Here is a 15,734-nt window from a genome sequence, read left to right as displayed (position 1 = left end):
GTCAGCCACCCCGCGTCACGATCACGTCCTCGCACCAGGCCGCCTGGGCCTTGGTCGGGCGGATGTCCTGCCAACCCACCAGCTCGACACGCATGACGCCGCCGATGTGCAGCTGGGCATCGATGCCCGAACGGGCGACCTCGACGCCCAATCGGCGACGGGGATTGACCCACGCCTCCAGCCGGCGCTTGCACTCCGCCAGAATGGCTTCGTTCTCCGGCCCGGTACCGGCCATGTACACCACGGCTTCGATGCTGTAGGGCAGGATCTCGGCGGTCTGCACGGTGAGGCGGTCAGCCACCGGGCGCACGTCGTCATCGTTCAGGTGCTGCCGCACCGTTTCCAGCAGCTCCGGTGAGGCCAGTCCATCGCCCTCCAGGGACAGCACCGTTACCACCACTTCGGCCGGGGCCGGGCTTTCCGCCGTCGCGTCGGCTACCTGCCCCGACGCATTGCGTGCGTGCAGGATGTAGCTGTTGCGGGGGCCGGCAGTGGTCAACCCTTCGTAGACCAGCTGCACCCGCTCACGTAGCGCATCGTCCGCCTCCAGCACTTCCTCCACAGGAGGTACCGCGCTGAGATCCTCAGCCCGTACCACCAAGCGCCGCAGGCTGACGTTGGCCGCTAGATGGTCCAGATCAGAACCCACCGCGTAAGCCAGCAGCAACGCCTTCGCCGCGTCATTGACCCGCCCCCGGTTCTGCAGCCGGCGATACGCCCCCAGCTCTAGCAGCTTGGTGATCGGGTCGCTCTCCAGCAATGCATCCCACTTGTCGCCCATGTACTCACGGAAGCGGGCCAGCTCGTCGCCGTACACGTCTTCGAAGTCCAAGCTTTCCAGCACCCGAGGCGCCGGGAGCAGGGATAAATCAACCGTACTCATACACTCACCTCCACCACCGCGCTATCGCCCAGGTACTGCCCGGTCAGCTGCATGGTGACCATGCCGTCAACAACGGACAGAACCCGCACACGCTTCAGCTTCAACCGAGGCTCCCAGCGCCCCAAGGCACGGGCGACCTCCGCCTGTACCGCACTCTTCCACCCCTCATTGACCGGCAAGTCGACATAGCGGCGCAGCTGACTGCCGTACTCGGGCCGCATTCGACGGCTGCCTATTGGGGTGCCCAGGATGTCCTCGACAGACTGCCGCAGGTGCGACAGGCCGGTGACCAGCTGCCCCGTGCGGCGGTCCATACCGTTCATGGTCAGGCCCCTTGCTCTTTGAAGTCAGGCCGGTTGCGCAGGTACTCCAGCACCAAGGTGTTGTCGCTCTTCACTTCAATGGTGCCCCGTACCACCACCAGCTCTGCCCAGCTGGGCAAGAACAGCTTGCGATGGGTGTAGACCTGGTCAACAAAGGTGATGGTCTCCACCACCGGGATAGAAGGCTCGGCGCCTTCTTCAGTGTCTTTCGGCGTCTTGGCCATGGATCCTCCAGGCATGAAAAAGCCCGCGCTGGGCGGGCTGGTCAGTGTTTGTGGTTGGCCGTGTTGCCGGCCGTGTCGATGATCCGGCCACCGCCGTTGATGTCGCCGGTCACGGTGAGCGGTCCGTTGATCGTGACCCGGCCGGTCAAGGTGATCGTGTCGGCCTGGGCGCTGATGCTGCTGGACTGTGCCGTGATGGCATCGTCCGTCAGCACTGCCCGCGAAGCGCCGACCTGAACGGTGACCGTGCCGCTCGGCAATTGAATGGTGTAGCTCTTGGCCTGCCAGTCGTAGACCAGCTCGCCGCCGTCGTCGAAGCGCCACACCTCGACGTGGTCGCGGTTGTCCGGGGGCGCACCGGCATTGCCAAACAAGCCCGGCACGAAGGTGCCCTGCGCGGGATTGCCGCTGGGACTGACCAGCGCGCCCTGCTCACCGAGGCTCGGCGAGCGCCAGTGCCGGGCCTTGCCGGCTGCCAGCGAATGCCAGCGCACCCACGCACTGGTCCAGTCGCCGCCATCGGAAACCCGCACACGGGCGGCGGCCAGGTCGACCGCGACGACTACGCAGGGAAGCACTACATCAGCGAGCATGCGGTCGTGCTGAGCGGTTGCATAGCTCATCCCATGCCCTCCGGAGGCAGGTAGCTGCCTTCGTTACCCTGGCCCGTCTCGGGGACAAAGCCCCAGACAATTGAGCCAGGCGGCTGGTTGGGCCAGGGCCACTCTTCCTCGCCGAGGTAGATGACCTGGGTCCACTCGACGACCCAGGCCGCCAGCCCATCCAACTCGGGTCGACTCCAGTCGGGTTCGGCCCGTACCAGGTGCGCGGGTTCGACTTCAAGACCCCACGTCTGCAGACGCAGCAGCACCGCGAGCTGAGCCGCAATAAACGCCACTACATGCAGGTGATCGTCGCACTCGGCACCAACGATCGGCCTGGCCTCGAAGCGTGCCTCGATCGCTACCTCTCCAGTACCAGGGTCACGATCAGCCGGCTCGAACCCAGACAGTTCCAGCACGACGCCAGGGACCTCGATGGTTTCAAGCATCCCCGGCATCGTGCCCACGTAACGCAAGCCAGGGATGGCCTCAGCGATGGTTCGCTCCATCGCGGCATACACCCTCGCCAGAGGGATCGGATCCTCAACCATTACCGTTTCTCCGTGAGAGCTTATGCAGCTCGAAGTTCAACTCCTGCTCCATCACCACCAGCAGGCGCTGATGGGCCTTACTGGTCCAGGACTCGAAGTGGGGCCGGACCTCTTCCAGGGAGATCTTGGCCTTGGCCAGCGGGAAGCGGCTGTCGTTCTCGGCAATCCAGCCAGAACTCGCGCCCCCGGCCTTGGCGATCTCGCTGTCGGGATAGTCGCTGGCATTGAAATGTTTGCTGGCCGTGCGGATCCAGATATCCGGCTTGTTGCCGTATACCTGCCTGAAGAACGCGCCCTGGTAGCGCCGACCGGCCACCGAGACGCCGGAACGAGCCTCCCTGACCCGCCCCGCACGACTGGCCTCGATCGGGTTCAGGCCAAACCAGAGCTTGCCCTGTCCGTTGCTACCTGCGGTATAGGCCCGCAGGCGCTGCCGCACCGCCGCAATGCCGATACGCTCCTGCCTGCCTACCGCCCGCGCAATGTGAGTACGCAACCACCGCAACGTCTTGTTGATCGCACGCCGCTCGGCAGCAAGGATGGCCTTGGGCAGTAACCCAGCGAACTGCTCGAATCCCTTCACCTGCCGCGCATTGGCCTGAAGCATGATCAGGCCTGTGCTGGCTGACTGCTTGTGAAAGCTGCCGACACTCATCGCACCTCCCGCAGAGCGAAGTTGACCCAGCCTGTGCCGTCTGGATCACGCTTGACGATGATGTACCGCCCACCGCCATCGGCTGGAGCGAGATCGCACACCAGGTGCAACCCCTCCTTGATACCAACAGCGTCCCCCACACGTACGGAAAAGACCGGTTGCCGCAGGCCTGTGTTGATCGAGCCGACTTTAGGCTGCTGCCAGGGCACGGACATAAAGCCCGCCACCGGACCAGCAATGCCCTCGATCTCCACTTCGTCACCCAGCTCGTCCAGCAGCACCGCGTCCATCTCCGCCACCTGGTCACGGAAGGCCATGATCAGTCACCGTCGTCCGCACCATCCTTCGGCAACTGACCACGGCGCGCGATCTTGCCTTCATCCAGCAGCAGCTCGGCTACCTCCTTGCTGGGCGGGGTGTAGACCTCACCTTCGCGAATGACCTCGTTGCCATCCTGCAAGCAACCGTCAACGACCACGTATTCGATTTTCGCAGCCATGTCACACCACCTTCGCAAAGAGGAATGCGTTCGGTTCGAGCAGGCCGGCCAGCGGTGCCGCCTGAACCTTCAGCCAGCGCTGGCTCGGCTCCTTGGTGATCCAGCTTTTGGGATACCGAGCCGCCTCCACCATGCCACTCTCGATGGCTTCCAGATCCTGAATGGCGCCGTAGAGCATGGCGTTGCGGGTCGAAGTGGAACCCAGGATCAAGCCGCCTGCCGGAATCACTGGTTGCTCGGTGCCCTCGTCGTCCAGGTACCACTCGTCGTAGACAAAGATGTCCACCCCTGGGTCATTGAGGTAGCCGAGGTAGGTCACGCCATCCGGTAGTTCCTCTGGCTTGATCAAACCCATGTCGACGCGGCGGCTGTTCAGCTGCTTCAGAACTGCTTCGTTCCCCTGGAAGGCGTCCTGCGCTTCGCCACTGAACACCGCGACGTTCGCCGATCGGCCCGAGTCCTTGGCAATCAGGCGGCGCCACTGACGCATGTTCGCGATGGGGTCGGAGCCAGCGGTGTTCCAACGCCCAGTGGCCAAGGTGACCTTGTGGGTGTTTTCCATGAGGAAATCGATGGTGTCATCAACACCATCACCAACAACCCGGATCCGGCCTGTGGTCAGCGCCTGGGCGCACATCCACTCTTCCCGGCGCGTGATCTCGTCATCCAGATCCACCAGGTCGCGGCCGAGCCGTTCGCCCGCGCGCTCGGCGGGCGTCTTGGTCGAGAACGGCGTCTCACCCGCACCCCGCTTCAAGATCTGCTCTGCACGGGTAGCGCGCTTGGGCTGGATGTACGGCGGCTTGTACGTCGACGAACTGAAGCCGGTACCCTGCGACACGCTGCCAGGCAAGGTCGGGTGAACGAAGGGCGCCATCTTGCGTTGGCCCTTCATGATGTCGATGGTGACCGTCTCGGTCGGGAAGGTCTCCGGGGTGCCGCCGTTGAAGAAAGTGTTCATGAGGAAACGTCGCGGCAACGCCATCTGCTCGACGGCTTCCAGCATGGTCAGGGTGTCAAAGATATCCATTGGAACTCCGTTATCGAATGAAGATGCTGAGAGGCCGCAGGGCGGCCTTTGCGGCGGCGAGGGTCACCCCTTCGCCAAAGGTGAGCTGGCTGCCCAGCACTTGGCCGGTCAGACGGACCGGTGCGCTCTTCGCCCCCTCGGTGGTGTCAACGTCCTGATCGAGGATCACACTGGGCACCTGGGAACCGTCGTCAGCGGCGGCCTTGCTCAGCTGGTACTCCTTGCTGGCCGTGATCTGGCCCAACACTGCGCCACGGCGCAGCTTCTGGCCGGCAGCGATCACCGCAGCGTCCATCACGATCGGGAAGTCACCCGCAGAGAGCTGGCTCGGCAGGTAGGAACTGCGTACGGGGTTTGTCATGTGAGGCTCCTATTCAGCGGCGCGAGGCGCCTGCAGCGATTGCGCTAACGGCGGCCTTGCGATCGCCTTCCTTGCCGCCAGCGGGCGGGGTGGTACCGGTGACGCCCTGGGCATCACTCTTGATGCCGGACAGCGAGATACCGCGATCCTGCGAGGCCTTGAGCAGCGACAAGGCTGTGGCTTCGACCGAGCGGCCGTCGTCGATGGCTGCGCCGATCTCCTGCTCGAAGCCTTTGACGGCCAGCGCGTTGATACCCTTGATACGCTCACGCTCAGCCGTGGCGCCTTCGGCGCGAATGGCCGCAGTGTCTACCTGCTCGGCTTGGGCGATCTCGATGGTGTTGGGGTCGGTGCCCGCTGCAATCGCGGTGCGCAGTTCTGCCGTGGTCTTGACTGTGGTCATGGTGTGTATCCTTGGGGAGTTGATGGCCGGCTTGGCCAGTTCAGTGATCAGGGATTCCAGCGAGCCCGTGCGATGGGCCAGGCCGTGCTTGACGGCGTCCGCACCGACGCGGATGCCGCCGTGGTCGCCCATCTCGGGCACCTTCTCGGCAGCAACGCCGAGGTTGCGGGCAACCTTGCCCTCGAAGATTTCGCCCAGGGCGTCAATGGTTTCACCCACCTTCGCGCGCCCCTCTTCCGTCGCGATGTCCGGGCGCTTGTTGGGAGCATTGCGGCTGACGATCTGGTACCGAGTGCGACCGCTGACCTTCTCGTTCTCGACCACCGCCTCGACAACCACGCCAATGCTGCCGGCCATGCTGGTCTCGTCGATGACAATCTCGTCAGCCGCCGAAGCGATCCAGTAGGCCGCACTGGCACCCATCCCGCCGATGTACGCGACGATGCGCTTGCGCGACCGTCCCTCGTAGATCATCTCGGCCAGCTCGTTGATGCCCGACGCCACACCACCTGGGCTATCAATGTTGAGCACGATGGACTTGACCTTGGGGTCATCCAAGGCGCGCTGGATATCGGTGGCCAGAACCTGGGTGCTGGTGGCACCGCTGATCTCGGTGAACAGGTTGGCGTAACGGAAGATCGGCCCGGTGACCGGCACCACCGCCACATTGCCGCGCATGGTGACGCGCCGGGTTTCTTCCAGCCGCTCGCCGCGCTTGGTCGCCAGCGCCACCGGATCGCCCATGCGGTCGGAGATGGTCAGCAGGTTGTCCAAGGCGTCGGGCAGCATCAGCCAGGGCTGCGAGGCAGCCAGCTCAAGTGCTCGAAGCATCTCTATTCCTCTTCGGGTTTGGGGTCTGGCGGGTTTTCAAGCCCACTCTTGGGCAGCGCCTGCATGCTGTGCTGTCGCCGGTAGGTGACTTCGCGGGTGCGCTGACGAATCACCTGTTGCCAGGGCTCGCCGGTCATGGCCGCTGTCTCCAGCGTCTCGTTGCTCACACCGATCTCGATGCGCTTTCCGGCTGCGTTGGCCTCTTTCAACTCATCGATCGCGCCGCGCGCCGGGCCAATCCAGATGGCCTGGCAATAGGCCTTGCGCTTGGCTGGATCGCTGTAGCCCGGCAGGTTCACCAGGCCTCTGGCCACGGCCTCATCGATGACCAGCTCACGGCTGGGCTGGCAGAAGTCGCAGGCCAGCCACCAACGCCGCAAGCTGTAGAAGCGCCAAGCCTGGAGCATGGCGGCGCGGGCAGCGCTGTAGCTGCTGCTGTAGTGCAGTAGCAGCTCCTCCAGTGGCAGCTCCAGCGCGGCGCCGATCTCCTTCACCACCGCAGTGAAGAACGGATCGAACTGGGCGTTGGGCCGACTGGGGTTGGCCACCATCGGCTCCTCACCCACACCGAGGTCAACGATGGCCCCCTCCCCCAGCGCAAGCGCACCGTCCGAGGTGTCATCTCCTCCCGGTTGCTCTTCGCTGAGCGCGGACATCGGCAGATTGCCTGGGTTAAAGTCGGCGCTCTTCTTGATGAACACGGTGAACATCGCCGAGATCACGGCCGCCATCAGCTCGGCGCTGCTGTAGCGCTCCAGTTTCTGCAGCGGCTCCAGCACCGGCGACAGGTACGGTGCCCCGCGCTTCTGCCCTGGCCGTTCTTTGTCGGCCATGACGTGCAACACACGACGACGCCCCGTCTCGGCACCGAACACAGTCAACCGCTCCCAGACCAGCGTCTTGCCTGCCAGATGCTCACCGGGGTAGCCGGTACAGACGTGGTACGCGACCGGTGCGCCAAGGCCATCGAACTCGACGCCCTCGACAAGGTCAGCCCGGTCCATGCCGCCATTCGGATTGCCGACGCGGTCGGACTCGATCAGCTGCAACCGCGTGCTGAAGATGCAGCCAGGCCGCTCCTGATCGGGACTAGCCACGAATACGTCGCCCGCGACCATCGACGACACCAGCACCAGGGCTTGCAGTTGATAGTGGTTAAGCGTCGCTTCGGCGTCGCATTCACTCGGATCATCGGCGTACAGCGACCACAGCCGATCCAGCTCACCGTTGAGCTGCTCAGCCTCTTCCTCGGTGATACCCAGCGCCTCATGGTCGACCTGGGCACGGCAGACCAGCCCGGTGCCCACTACGTTGGTGCGCAATCGCGTGATGGCCGCACGGGCCACCAAATGGTTACGCATGGCATCGCGGGAGCGTGCCACCAACATGCGGCGCTCGCTCTGGTTAAGGTCGCGCCGGGGGCTGCCAAGGCCTGGCAACCAGCTGGCCACGCTACGCAGCACCCGCGACGCACCGCGCCAACGGGTTTCAACCCCACCACCGCCACCCTGGGCGACAATCTGTTGGTTATCGACGGCCCCCCTGGCCACGCGGATCGCCTCGGTCATCAGTTGATCGGCAGCCGACTCCTGCTTTCGAAACGGCCACATGGTCAGAGTCCCACGTATGAAATGCGGTTGCGGCCCCGGCCCTGGAGCGCAGCCCGCTCACGGTCGACCTCGTCGGCATACTGCTTCTCCAGCAAGCGCAGGCTGTTGAGCTCGGCCAGCTGTACCTCGCGATCCTGCCGACGCAAGCGTTGGCCGTTTTTCAGGACGCGCGAGATCGCCGCCCGGACCTCGTCCAGGCGTTTTTGTGCATCACTCATGGTGACCTCGGTTAGTGGACGCGGCTCCGCGTGCCCCTACCGCGCGTGACAGCGCGGCGAGGAACCGGCGCCACCGCCTGTTCAGTAGTGAAGAGGGTGGGCTGCAGCAGTTGCTGCTCCAGCTGATCCCATTCGTGATCGCGCAGCAGGTGGGTCTTGAGGCTGCGCGCCGCATGCAGGGCGTACACCTCGCAATCCAGCGCTTCGTTGCGTCGGCCTGCTTTCTTCTGCCAGACCATCTTGCTGGGTGTGCGCGGGTGCGGCGCCAGGACCTCGTTGGTCACCTGCTCGTAGTAGTCCACGCGGATCTCGCTGTACCAGTGCATGCGCCCTGGTCCGCTGCCCTTGAGCCGCATCCGGCCATCGATCAGCGTCTTGGCCTTGTGGGTGCCAACGATGAACACGCGCAGGCCATACTTCGAGGCCTTGGTGTTGTCCTGGCTGGTGTCCGCCGACTGGGCCGGCTTGGTGAAAATCTCCCGGTCCCGGCTGTCGATCGATGCGCCCTTGATCGCCATGATGTTGAAGCGTTGGCGATCCCGCACGTAGGTGTATACGGCGTCGCTGGTGTTGCCGTCGGAGCTGTCGATACTGACCGCTGACACGGCAAGTTGGGCGCCGCTCTCGGTGGGGATCGGCGTGGCGATCATCCGGTCCAGCTCCGTCCACACCGGGTCGTGGGGGTCGATGGGGTTGCCGGGCAGCTCGCCCCAGTACAACCGCCAGGATTCCTCCCCACGCCCCCAGCCCGTGAAGAGCACGGCAAGGCGGTCGCCCTGGACATCGACGCCGACTGTCACCAGCAGCACGCCCTTCGGCGCAGTGAGCTCGGCGTAAGGTTCGGCGCGTTTCTCCAGTTCGTCGGTCTTGGGCGCGTCGCTCTTGTACTCGTAGCTTTCGCCCATCGAGCTGTTGGTGAAGGCGATCATCGGACCAATGTTGCCCTGCCGCGCGGCGTGCTCAGCCTGCAACTTCTTCTCCATCAGCACTTCGAAGCGGGAGCCAGGGAACGTGGCATACAGCTCGTTGATGTTGTAGCCGGCAATGCCACGAAACTCGGCCGTTGCCACCCAACGACAGCGCGGATCGACCAGGTTGGCATTCTTCTGGTGGTCATCCCAGATTTCGCCGCAGTGTGGGCAGGCGTAGTAAGCCGTCTCCGGCCGGCATTTGCCGTACACCGCGTGGAAGTAGTGCTCGTCTTCATCGCAGTGCAAGTGCTCGAAACTCAGCGCATGCACATGCCCGCAACCATGGCACGGGACCAGACCATCGCGCTTGTCTGACAGCTCCATCTCGGCATCGATCGCCGACAAGCCCTTAATGGTCGGGGTGCCACCGATGATGATCTTCGACCGCAAGAACGTCTTCAGACGTTCCTTGGCGAGCTTGATACTGTCCCCCTGCCCCCGCAGGTTCAGGTTGCAGTCGTCGGGCTCTTCGATAGCGACCCGTGGAACCGGCGTCGACTTTACGCTGGCCGGGCTGTTGGAGCCGACCATCTTGAGAAATCCGCCGGGAAACCGTTTGAAGTCCTGGCGTTGTTGCAACTTGCGGCTGCGCAGGTCGACCTTTCTCCGCAGCCGCTTGGTGGCCATGATCATCGGTTCGAGCTTTTCCGCCACGTACTGCTTGGCCGCTTCGGCCTTGGGGAACAAGACAAGGATCGGCGACGGGTCGAGATCGATCCACTTGCCCAGGGCATTGCCCAGCACCCCCGATGTCCAGGCCACCTGGGCTGACTTGCGGGCCACGATTTCGGAGACGTTCGGATCGTCCAGCGCTTCGAGCGGGCCACCCGGCCAGATCAAGTGCGGCGTTTTATCGAACCGATATTTACCTGGTGCTGCCGACTCCTCTGGGGCCAGCCAGCGGAACCGGTCCGCCCATTCGATGATGGACATGCGTGGCGGCGGCGCCCACTTGCGGCAGACACGGCGTATCGCCTTACTCGCCGTCTTCTTCAGAGCCCTCTTCGTCGTCTGGCTCGTCAGGATCCCCGGCGAGATCGTCGTCCTCGTCATACGCGGACAACCTCCTCAGTATTGATTCGATGGGTTCGCGGATCAGCTGGTTATCCACTTGCACGCCGTACTTGGCGGACAGCGAAATCGCCAGCTCATCGGGGAAGGTGTTCAGCAACTCGATCTTCGCTGCGGTGATCACCGCCTCGAAGCGCTCGACCATTTCGGCCTCGACCACAACCTCACCCAGCTCCCGAGCCAGTGCGATCTCTTCGCGGTCGCCACGCAGCCTGTCAAGTCGGTCCCGTGCGGACTCCTTCTTGCCGTTCAACGCGGCTTGGCGCATCAACCATTCGATTACCGCCTGGGTGTCGTACTGGTTTTCGTTGCCGCGACCCACGCCGAACTCATCAACCGGCATGCCCTCGTTCTGCCACCGGCTCAACGTACGTTCGTCGCGCCCAACGATCTCACCCAGTTCGACCTTGCTGACTGTCTTGCCCATCACTAAGTCCTTGAAAAGACGGACATCCCTGCCAGATTTCCAGCTGCAGAGAAACCGCGAGTCTGCGCACCCGTGTAGGGGGCGGCCCGGGGGGAGGACCCAGAAAATCGGCCCCCACCCCCTGCCCCCAGCCGGCTCACTGGCCTGCCTCGGTGCCAGCTGGCGGCACCTGCGCCAGGCCCAGCCGCTTGGCGGCCCAGCGCTCGTAGAGGTTGATCGCGACATCGGCACCGGCCATCGCGGTCAAGCAACCGACCGCCGCCGCCATCCACACCGAGGCGCCGAGCGCATACAGCAGCATGTTGGCCGAGAGCCCGCAGGTAACGCAGGCCCCCGAACGCAGCGCGAGCCGGCGAACCAATCCCCAGCCGCGAGCACCCGCCTTGTCCGCCCGCCACATTTCACCCGACACCCCGCCGACCAGGGACAGTACGATCACCATCCAGATCGGCATCTCGACTAACGCTTGTTGCTCGCTGTTCATGTAAGCCTCATTGGCAAAGCACGATGCCGGAAAAAGAAAACCCCGCCAGATGGCAGGGTTCTCGATGCGCCGACAGATCGGAGCGGGTTGCACAGCACGGTGCTTGTGGGGGGAAGCGCCTAAGCGCACTTTTGATATCGTGGCGCCTTTTTACCAGCGACCGGAAAAACCGAAAAGCGGTATTTTTCGGTACGCAGCCATGTGGTCGTTATGTAGCATCCATGTTGCAGGCAAGTTGCATAGTGACCCGACGAACGGTCATCAAGCGAACCCGCCCCGCCCTCGCTCCCAGGATGCCCAGCACCTGCAGGTGCAGCGCTTTCACCCAGTTGCGGTAGGTACGATCAGCGTCCTCGGCCAGCCCTACTTCGCGCATCTGCTCACGTACCGTCGCGTCGTGCAGGTAGCGCAGCTCGGCCAGCTTGGCCAGGGTTGCACCCCGAGCATCACGCCGCGCCAGCTCCGCCACTGCCGCATCAACTTCTGCTGCGGCATGGTCGAGGCCCGCACCCGATACCAGAATGCGCGCACCAGACGACCCTGTACGCGGCGCCGATCCCTTCCACTCCATGATCGTGCCCATCTGGCTGCCAAGACTCGCCTCCAGTCCCAGCTTCCCACGCTGCTCTCCCCAGTGCTTCATCAACTCGCCCACCAGGCGCAGGCGTTCGGTCTGGTCGATCAGTTGAGCCATGTCGACCTGGTGCTGGGCAAGTTGCACCAGGATCTGGAGGCGCAATCCGTGGTTCATCGTCATAGGCATCCCTCCAGAATCAGTACCCAACACAAAAACCAGCAACCCAACACAAACCCAACACAGATAAAACCCAATGAATTCAATGCATTTTCAATAGGTGTGTTGAGTGTGTTGGGTTTGTTGGGTTTTTGAGTCCTCGCATAGGTTTTTTTATTGAGCTGCCGGGGCATGAGAAATAAATCACGCGCACGCACGCGCGCGCGCGAACCCAACACACCCAACACAGGGGTACGGGAAGCCTTGAAATTCGGGGTCTCTACGCGTGTTGAGTTGCTCAAACCTACCCAACACAAACCCAACACACCCAACACGGGGGTTCTTGGTTTCATGCAGCGCCCCCCTTTACGTGTTCCCACGCATCGACGTTCCACCCTGCAAGTTTCGCCTTGCTGCGCCAGGTGATAACGGCTTGCCCAAGCTCGGCCGCATTAAACGATGGGGGCAGGGAAGCCTCAGGTCCATCGGGGAAGAAGAACGCCGCGAATCGCCGGTTATTCCTCTCTGTCCATGGGATCGAGCGCGTCTTATCGACCGTTGCACTGAGCATCAGTGAGAACTTCGTCTGACTCATAGAGTGCTCTTTGTTACGTGAGCACCACTCAATGAACAATGCGTAAAGGTCGGTCGCGAGACAGCAACCCCATAGGCCTCGACCAAGCTCTCCAGTTTGCCAGAGGTGCAGGAAAGTTTGCCATGCTGTTCGGCTAAGCGCGACTAACCGTTGCCGCGCTTCTGTCTTCGGAGGGCGGGTACGCTGGTCGAAATCACCCAGCTCGACAGCCAACAGCCAGCCGTACAAGGCTGCGACTCCACCATGGGCCAGTTCGTGACTGATCGCTTTCTGACGTTCAACGGGCAGCGTCTCCATGGGCCACATGACCAGCATCCGTCGGTCAGCGTCGCTGATCGGCCAGGGCATGATCTCGTTGCTCAAGAAGACCGCATTCATGTGGTTGGCCTCTTCCCAACCGTTGATGAACTTAGACTCCATGCGCACCGTCTTGCCGGTGATCATGTGCTTGATCTTGCCGACCTGGTTGTAGCGCTGGTCCCTACTGACGACCTCTTCGAACACTGCCCAGAGCTTGCGGCTCTGCCAGGCGTTGAAGCTGCCTTCTAGCTGCGTCTGCCCGACCGTCGCCGCATACTGTCCGTAAAGCTGACCGAAGACGTCGGCGAACAGCAGGCTTTTGCCCGAGCCCTCCATGATCGAGTGCATCAGAACGGCGGTATCCATCTTGGCGCCCATGTGCTGCAACGGGAACGCGAGCCACTTCGTCAGCCAGCTCAGCGCCTGCTCGTCGTGGTTGCACAAGAACGAGATCAGCCAGCGCAGGTTCTCGCAGGCGGCATCATTCCGCACCGGCTCCAGGGGCAGCCCCTCGAAGGTGTTGATGTAGGTATTTGGGTCTTTGGTCATGGTCGGGTCGAACACGATGTGATCGACGTCCACCACACGACGCTCCCGACAGTTCAGCCACCACTTGTACTCTTCGCCTAGGGCCATCTTCACAGCCCCCTCCGGGATTCGCCGCTTCTTCTCCCGGTCCCAGACATCCTTTGTACCGTCGATGTACACATAGCGCTCGATGGGGTCCAGCCTTAGCGCCCCGCCCTTCTTGCTCGCAAGGCGCCGTGCTTCATCCAGCTCCTGGGCCTGTTCAGGGGAGATCAGCTTTTTGTCGGCCCGCTCCATCCACTCCTTGGCTAACGGCTTGCCTAGCAACGCCTCGAAGCCCGATTTCTTCATCGGCTTCGCCTTGTCGATGTCCCAGACGTGCGTGGTACCTTCGATCAGTGCGAAGCGGCGCATAGCGCCTTCGATATCCAGCGCACTGCCCCCCTCCCCCCCGGAGGCCGAGGAGCCGGCCGGACTGGGCGCTGGCTCAACATCAGTGCAAGCTGACTGGTCGTCGTGGCCGGCCTGCTCGACCATCGATGGGGTACGGGGAAGCTCGCCCATCGGCGGCGGTGCCGGGGGTCGCGACTTGGCCTCGATACCGAGGATCTTCGCGGCCGCCCTGGTGGCCGCCCGCCGATCGCCATCGTGCACCAGGATGCAGAACACATCGAACGCATCGTTCCTGTGGTCGTTGGCCAGCGGGTCGGAGGCGTGATGTGAAAACAGCTTGCCATCCGTGATGGTCACGCCAGGCATCCCAGAGCTGCTGTGTGGGCTCAACCACTTCCCGTCGATACGCTTATAGCCGTGCGCCTCAATTATCGTGGCGATGTCATGTATGCGATTGAATTCAGGGATGACCTCGGGGAGCTTGTCACCAGACCGGGCTGCTGCCATGGATGGCTTTGGAGCTGGCCTAACGGCAGGCGCAGCCAGCTTCGGTTTCCACGGGCAAACGGCCTCCCCTTTTGGCTTGAACTCGTCCCAGCCCTGCCAGATAGCCAGCAATTCGGCCGGCAGGTCCGGCAAGCCACCCGCCTCTGGCTCGGTGCGCCATGTGTAGGGCTTACGAGTGCCAGGGTGAATGGATGGCGGCAATACATCCTGCACCAGGCCGCCCCGCAGCTCGAAAACTGTCACTTTCTTGAAGGGCTCAGCTGCCGTGCGGAAAGCTGCCTCGCGGCCGGTATCACCCTCGGCCATAGCAGTCTTCACTTGCGCCATGAGCCCCTTGTAGATGGCGCCATCCGGGTCGTTTTTGTTCGGCCAAACCAGGGCATGACGGCTCAGTTCCACGCCGTCAGGGACGCGGAACATCACGCGGAATCGTTCAGGGTTGCCCACCGAGGTTGGGTATGCATCAGCGAGTGCATCGACATCTAACCCGAGCGTCTGCTGCAAGACCTGCCGGGTCAACTCGACATCATCAACGTCGAGCGAGCAGACGCGACTCGGCCCGAGCACAACACCGAGGTTGTGGTTCGGGTTCGCGGTCCAGAACGCTTGAGCTTTCAAGGCATCAGTGAAATAGCCACCAGGCTTATTCCACCCGGCACCCTTCGGTCCCTTCTCACCCGGCTCAATCGAGACCAGGGCCAGACCGAAGGTTTCAATGTAACGCCGCGCCCAATCAGCTGTGGCAGGAGTTGGGCGCTCGCTCATCGGCGCCGCTCCCGCAGGCTCTGGCAATCAACGCAGGTTTCGCAGCCAGCAACCGACTGCTGGCGGGCCAGCGGGATCGGCTCGTCGCAGTCCTCGCAGAACTGCGCGCTCGGCTTGACCGGCAGTCGTGCAAGACGCTGCAGCGACAGCTGGAGGAAGTACTCGGCGTGGTCATTAGCGAAATCGACTTCATCAGCCATGATTAATGTCCTCCATGGCCTCGCGCGCACCCGCCGTGATGGCGAGCACCTGGCGGATAACATCCAACCCCCGCTGCTCCAGATCCAGCACCTCAGCCAAGGTCCATATCTTGTCCGAGGCACCGTCGTGCAGACTGCCCACGAACTGGCCGGATTCTTCGAGGAGTTTCGCCACAGCCTGCAGCGCATCGTTGGTAGCCGGCACCGGCTCAGGGCGGTACCACACCACGCCGGCCGGGCGGACCAGCGCATCAAGCAGACGCGGATCGGCGGTCAACTGCACGATCTCTTCCAACTCGTCGGGGGTTGGCCAGCGGCGCTCTTCGTTGTGGTGGAGCTTCTTCTGCAAGGTATCCACCTCTAGCCCCATGTCGAAGGCCAGCCTGGTGATACCACCGTGATAATCGCGACCAGCGCGATAGAGCGCCTGCCGCAAGGTGAGGACCGGGCCAGCGCCCGGCAATAGATCAATGCGACTCATAACCGTAAATCCTCGGTTTACGGCCTAGTCATAGGGCCAGGTAAGACCTATCCTACAACCACGACCGTACTGTGCTGTGCGACGTCGTA

At 63.0% G+C, this 15,734-nt stretch carries 21 protein-coding genes; all 21 read right to left on the bottom strand.

The window, feature by feature from the left end; all coding sequences use genetic code 11:
- Nucleotide 1: 1 nt before the first annotated feature.
- The 21 genes from NGM28_RS13150 to NGM28_RS13050 all read right to left on the bottom strand — a co-directional run bounded on the left by NGM28_RS13150 (nucleotide 2) and on the right by NGM28_RS13050 (nucleotide 15,645).
- Nucleotides 2-883: a baseplate assembly protein gene (locus NGM28_RS13150; protein WP_240065340.1), complete on the bottom strand. Its 882-nt coding sequence runs from the start codon at nucleotides 881-883 to the stop codon at nucleotides 2-4.
- Nucleotides 880-1,206: a GPW/gp25 family protein gene (locus NGM28_RS13145; RefSeq protein WP_252090441.1), complete on the bottom strand. Its 327-nt coding sequence runs from the start codon at nucleotides 1,204-1,206 to the stop codon at nucleotides 880-882. Before NGM28_RS13145 ends, NGM28_RS13150 begins: the two co-directional genes overlap by 4 nt.
- Before the next feature lie 2 nt (nucleotides 1,207-1,208).
- Nucleotides 1,209-1,430 (bottom strand): hypothetical protein, encoded by a 222-nt coding sequence (locus NGM28_RS13140; RefSeq protein ID WP_240065342.1) that lies wholly within the window; start codon nucleotides 1,428-1,430, stop codon nucleotides 1,209-1,211.
- 41 nt (nucleotides 1,431-1,471) lie between these two features.
- Nucleotides 1,472-2,053 carry a phage baseplate assembly protein V gene (locus NGM28_RS13135; RefSeq protein ID WP_252090440.1) on the bottom strand — a complete coding sequence of 194 codons (582 nt, stop codon included), beginning with the start codon at nucleotides 2,051-2,053 and terminating at the stop codon, nucleotides 1,472-1,474.
- Nucleotides 2,050-2,583 (bottom strand): hypothetical protein, encoded by a 534-nt coding sequence (locus NGM28_RS13130; protein ID WP_252090439.1) that lies wholly within the window; start codon nucleotides 2,581-2,583, stop codon nucleotides 2,050-2,052. Before NGM28_RS13130 ends, NGM28_RS13135 begins: the two co-directional genes overlap by 4 nt.
- Nucleotides 2,576-3,238 (bottom strand): hypothetical protein, encoded by a 663-nt coding sequence (locus tag NGM28_RS13125; RefSeq protein WP_252090438.1) that lies wholly within the window; start codon nucleotides 3,236-3,238, stop codon nucleotides 2,576-2,578. The genes NGM28_RS13130 and NGM28_RS13125 overlap by 8 nt, the downstream gene beginning before the upstream one ends.
- The gene (locus NGM28_RS13120; protein WP_252090437.1) at nucleotides 3,235-3,555 is read right to left on the bottom strand and encodes a head-tail joining protein; all 321 of its coding nucleotides are present in this window, start codon (nucleotides 3,553-3,555) and stop codon (nucleotides 3,235-3,237) included. The genes NGM28_RS13125 and NGM28_RS13120 overlap by 4 nt, the downstream gene beginning before the upstream one ends.
- Nucleotides 3,556-3,557: 2 nt before the next feature.
- The gene (locus NGM28_RS13115) at nucleotides 3,558-3,737 is read right to left on the bottom strand and encodes a hypothetical protein (RefSeq protein ID WP_252090436.1); all 180 of its coding nucleotides are present in this window, start codon (nucleotides 3,735-3,737) and stop codon (nucleotides 3,558-3,560) included.
- Nucleotide 3,738: 1 nt separating this feature from the next.
- Complete coding sequence (locus tag NGM28_RS13110) at nucleotides 3,739-4,767, bottom strand: major capsid protein (protein ID WP_252090435.1); 1,029 nt, start codon at nucleotides 4,765-4,767, stop codon at nucleotides 3,739-3,741.
- Between the two features lie 10 nt (nucleotides 4,768-4,777).
- The gene (locus NGM28_RS13105; RefSeq protein ID WP_252090434.1) at nucleotides 4,778-5,128 is read right to left on the bottom strand and encodes a head decoration protein; all 351 of its coding nucleotides are present in this window, start codon (nucleotides 5,126-5,128) and stop codon (nucleotides 4,778-4,780) included.
- Nucleotides 5,129-5,141: 13 nt separating this feature from the next.
- Nucleotides 5,142-6,362 (bottom strand): S49 family peptidase, encoded by a 1,221-nt coding sequence (locus tag NGM28_RS13100; protein WP_252090433.1) that lies wholly within the window; start codon nucleotides 6,360-6,362, stop codon nucleotides 5,142-5,144.
- 2 nt (nucleotides 6,363-6,364) lie between these two features.
- Entirely contained in the window at nucleotides 6,365-7,972 is a 1,608-nt protein-coding gene (locus tag NGM28_RS13095) for a phage portal protein (RefSeq protein ID WP_252090432.1), read from the bottom strand.
- 2 nt (nucleotides 7,973-7,974) lie between these two features.
- Nucleotides 7,975-8,190 (bottom strand): hypothetical protein, encoded by a 216-nt coding sequence (locus tag NGM28_RS13090; protein WP_252090431.1) that lies wholly within the window; start codon nucleotides 8,188-8,190, stop codon nucleotides 7,975-7,977.
- Between the two features lie 11 nt (nucleotides 8,191-8,201).
- Nucleotides 8,202-10,094, bottom strand: a complete 1,893-nt coding sequence (locus NGM28_RS13085; RefSeq protein WP_252090430.1) for a phage terminase large subunit family protein — start codon at nucleotides 10,092-10,094, stop codon at nucleotides 8,202-8,204.
- A 43-nt stretch (nucleotides 10,095-10,137) separates the two neighbouring features.
- Nucleotides 10,138-10,659, bottom strand: a complete 522-nt coding sequence (locus NGM28_RS13080; RefSeq protein ID WP_252090429.1) for a DUF1441 family protein — start codon at nucleotides 10,657-10,659, stop codon at nucleotides 10,138-10,140.
- A gap of 136 nt (nucleotides 10,660-10,795) precedes the next feature.
- On the bottom strand, nucleotides 10,796-11,143 hold the full coding sequence (locus NGM28_RS13075; protein WP_046856366.1) for a phage holin family protein: 348 nt from the start codon (nucleotides 11,141-11,143) through the stop codon (nucleotides 10,796-10,798).
- Nucleotides 11,144-11,351: 208 nt separating this feature from the next.
- Nucleotides 11,352-11,894 (bottom strand): hypothetical protein, encoded by a 543-nt coding sequence (locus NGM28_RS13070; RefSeq protein WP_252090428.1) that lies wholly within the window; start codon nucleotides 11,892-11,894, stop codon nucleotides 11,352-11,354.
- 2 nt (nucleotides 11,895-11,896) lie between these two features.
- Nucleotides 11,897-12,229, bottom strand: a complete 333-nt coding sequence (locus NGM28_RS13065; RefSeq protein WP_252090427.1) for a hypothetical protein — start codon at nucleotides 12,227-12,229, stop codon at nucleotides 11,897-11,899.
- Nucleotides 12,226-14,964, bottom strand: coding sequence for a bifunctional DNA primase/polymerase (locus tag NGM28_RS13060; protein WP_252090426.1), 2,739 nt, complete (start codon nucleotides 14,962-14,964; stop codon nucleotides 12,226-12,228). Before NGM28_RS13060 ends, NGM28_RS13065 begins: the two co-directional genes overlap by 4 nt.
- Nucleotides 14,961-15,164 (bottom strand): TraR/DksA C4-type zinc finger protein, encoded by a 204-nt coding sequence (locus tag NGM28_RS13055; RefSeq protein ID WP_252090425.1) that lies wholly within the window; start codon nucleotides 15,162-15,164, stop codon nucleotides 14,961-14,963. The genes NGM28_RS13060 and NGM28_RS13055 overlap by 4 nt, the downstream gene beginning before the upstream one ends.
- Nucleotides 15,157-15,645 carry a phage regulatory CII family protein gene (locus NGM28_RS13050; RefSeq protein ID WP_252090424.1) on the bottom strand — a complete coding sequence of 163 codons (489 nt, stop codon included), beginning with the start codon at nucleotides 15,643-15,645 and terminating at the stop codon, nucleotides 15,157-15,159. Before NGM28_RS13050 ends, NGM28_RS13055 begins: the two co-directional genes overlap by 8 nt.
- Between the last annotated feature and the right edge of the window lie 89 nt (nucleotides 15,646-15,734).

The sequence above is a fragment of the Pseudomonas sp. MWU13-3659 genome, from assembly GCF_023757525.1.
GTDB classification, from domain to species: domain Bacteria; phylum Pseudomonadota; class Gammaproteobacteria; order Pseudomonadales; family Pseudomonadaceae; genus Aquipseudomonas; species Aquipseudomonas entomophila_E.
Note: the sequence above shows the minus strand (reverse complement) of the source record. Positions and strands in the feature narration are given on the sequence as shown.

Excerpts from the sequence above, each read along its gene's own strand:
- NGM28_RS13140 (WP_240065342.1), bottom strand. The coding sequence starts at position 1,430 with ATGGCCAAGACGCCGAAAGACACTGAAGAAGGCGCCGAGCCTTCTATC.
- NGM28_RS13055 (WP_252090425.1), bottom strand. The coding sequence starts at position 15,164 with ATGGCTGATGAAGTCGATTTCGCTAATGACCACGCCGAGTACTTCCTC.
- NGM28_RS13065 (WP_252090427.1), bottom strand. The coding sequence starts at position 12,229 with ATGAAACCAAGAACCCCCGTGTTGGGTGTGTTGGGTTTGTGTTGGGTA.
- NGM28_RS13090 (WP_252090431.1), bottom strand. The coding sequence starts at position 8,190 with ATGAGTGATGCACAAAAACGCCTGGACGAGGTCCGGGCGGCGATCTCG.
- NGM28_RS13130 (WP_252090439.1), bottom strand. The coding sequence starts at position 2,583 with ATGGTTGAGGATCCGATCCCTCTGGCGAGGGTGTATGCCGCGATGGAG.
- NGM28_RS13080 (WP_252090429.1), bottom strand. The coding sequence starts at position 10,659 with ATGGGCAAGACAGTCAGCAAGGTCGAACTGGGTGAGATCGTTGGGCGC.
- NGM28_RS13110 (WP_252090435.1), bottom strand. The coding sequence starts at position 4,767 with ATGGATATCTTTGACACCCTGACCATGCTGGAAGCCGTCGAGCAGATG.
- NGM28_RS13105 (WP_252090434.1), bottom strand. The coding sequence starts at position 5,128 with ATGACAAACCCCGTACGCAGTTCCTACCTGCCGAGCCAGCTCTCTGCG.
- NGM28_RS13115 (WP_252090436.1), bottom strand. The coding sequence starts at position 3,737 with ATGGCTGCGAAAATCGAATACGTGGTCGTTGACGGTTGCTTGCAGGAT.
- NGM28_RS13125 (WP_252090438.1), bottom strand. The coding sequence starts at position 3,238 with ATGAGTGTCGGCAGCTTTCACAAGCAGTCAGCCAGCACAGGCCTGATC.
- NGM28_RS13145 (WP_252090441.1), bottom strand. The coding sequence starts at position 1,206 with ATGAACGGTATGGACCGCCGCACGGGGCAGCTGGTCACCGGCCTGTCG.
- NGM28_RS13050 (WP_252090424.1), bottom strand. The coding sequence starts at position 15,645 with ATGAGTCGCATTGATCTATTGCCGGGCGCTGGCCCGGTCCTCACCTTG.
- NGM28_RS13100 (WP_252090433.1), bottom strand. The coding sequence starts at position 6,362 with ATGCTTCGAGCACTTGAGCTGGCTGCCTCGCAGCCCTGGCTGATGCTG.
- NGM28_RS13135 (WP_252090440.1), bottom strand. The coding sequence starts at position 2,053 with ATGAGCTATGCAACCGCTCAGCACGACCGCATGCTCGCTGATGTAGTG.
- NGM28_RS13095 (WP_252090432.1), bottom strand. The coding sequence starts at position 7,972 with ATGTGGCCGTTTCGAAAGCAGGAGTCGGCTGCCGATCAACTGATGACC.
- NGM28_RS13060 (WP_252090426.1), bottom strand. The coding sequence starts at position 14,964 with ATGAGCGAGCGCCCAACTCCTGCCACAGCTGATTGGGCGCGGCGTTAC.
- NGM28_RS13085 (WP_252090430.1), bottom strand. The coding sequence starts at position 10,094 with ATGTCCATCATCGAATGGGCGGACCGGTTCCGCTGGCTGGCCCCAGAG.
- NGM28_RS13150 (WP_240065340.1), bottom strand. The coding sequence starts at position 883 with ATGAGTACGGTTGATTTATCCCTGCTCCCGGCGCCTCGGGTGCTGGAA.
- NGM28_RS13070 (WP_252090428.1), bottom strand. The coding sequence starts at position 11,894 with ATGAACCACGGATTGCGCCTCCAGATCCTGGTGCAACTTGCCCAGCAC.
- NGM28_RS13075 (WP_046856366.1), bottom strand. The coding sequence starts at position 11,143 with ATGAACAGCGAGCAACAAGCGTTAGTCGAGATGCCGATCTGGATGGTG.
- NGM28_RS13120 (WP_252090437.1), bottom strand. The coding sequence starts at position 3,555 with ATGGCCTTCCGTGACCAGGTGGCGGAGATGGACGCGGTGCTGCTGGAC.